Below are 1220 nucleotides of genomic sequence, written 5' to 3'. Positions count from 1 at the left end.
GTTGAACCACATCAGGAAGAGCCCGGCCACGGAGGTGGCGATGCCAACGATGGTCAGCCCCAGGACCGAGAACCCGGCGGTCGCGACCAGGGCACCCGCGGCGGGACCAATCATAAAGACCAGTTCCGTGGAGATGGCGTCCAGGGCAAAAGCCGTGCGGCGCTGCTCCCCCGTGGCGAGGACGCCGAGGGACTGGCGCACCACGCTGAAGATCGGCAGGGTCAGCAGGCCGCCGACGAACACCAGCGGCAGCAGCAGCTCGTAGGACACATGCGGCACCACCGACCAGATGACCGTTTCGGAAATGACGGACGGAATGAGGGCACGGCGCAGGCCCACCGTGTCGACGCGCCGGCCGCGCCAGGGTGCGCCGACGGCAATGCCGATGGTCATCACCGCGGCCGCGGCACCGGCCGCCGCGTAGCCCTGGCCGAGGGTCAGGACGATGTGCAGGGTCAGCAGGACCCCGGCCGCGGAGTGCGGTATGCGGGCAACCATCCCGACCAGCAGGAGCCTCCGGATCGGCCGAACGGCCAGCAGCTCCCGGTAAAGCGCGAAGTTCACGAAACTACTTCCTTCTGGTACTGCCCCCGGCAGCACCAGGGTCTCCCCCGCTGGCCGTCAGCTACTGCGCTGCGCGCTGCAATTTGACCTCGATGGAGTCAACCCGCTCAGCAAATACTTCGTTCCGTGCCCAGGCGCTGTTGAGGCCGGACACGATGGACTGGACGCCGGCGGCGTCGAGCCCGTCTTCAAGGTAGAGCAGCACCCGGAGTTCCGGGCCGGAGCCGCCGCCCGGCAGCTGCGTTCCGTCGGCCGCCAGCGAGGCTACTCCACCGCCTGGGTGAATTTCAACACGGCGGACCGCGGGAAAGCCAGCCGCGGCCTCGCCGAGGCTCCGGGCCAGCTCCGGATCAGCGTACGACGGCGTCCAGTCCCGCTGCTGGGCGAGGGCCCACACCGCGGGGCGGCGCACGACGAAGGTGACCGCGGAGCCCGGGTCGAGCACGAGTAATTCCGCGCCCTCAGCGACCGCGGAGAGTGCTGCGCGGGCAGCATAAACGGCCACCGGGCGGGCCTCCGGGTGCCAGGCCTTGAGCGAGGCTGCGGAGCTGAACACGGGCATCGCTGTCCGGCCGTCGGGGGCCTTGAGGGTCACGAGGGCCATGTCGGCCTGCTTGTCGGCATGCAGGCCGCCGGCTCCTTCGGCTTCTGCGGCG

At 69.9% G+C, this 1220-nt stretch carries 1 protein-coding gene and 1 pseudogene; both read right to left on the bottom strand.

Features of this window, described 5'->3' with window-relative positions:
- Positions 1 to 564: pseudogene (locus tag K789_RS0100805) on the bottom strand (MFS transporter); the annotation flags it as partial.
- A 61-nt stretch (positions 565 to 625) separates the two neighbouring features.
- The coding region (locus K789_RS0100800; RefSeq protein ID WP_024365088.1) for an SseB family protein at positions 626 to 1220 on the bottom strand (595 nt) is incomplete at its 5' end.

The organism is Arthrobacter sp. TB 26 (assembly GCF_000427315.1).
Lineage (GTDB): Bacteria > Actinomycetota > Actinomycetes > Actinomycetales > Micrococcaceae > Arthrobacter.
Note: the sequence above shows the minus strand (reverse complement) of the source record. Positions and strands in the feature narration are given on the sequence as shown.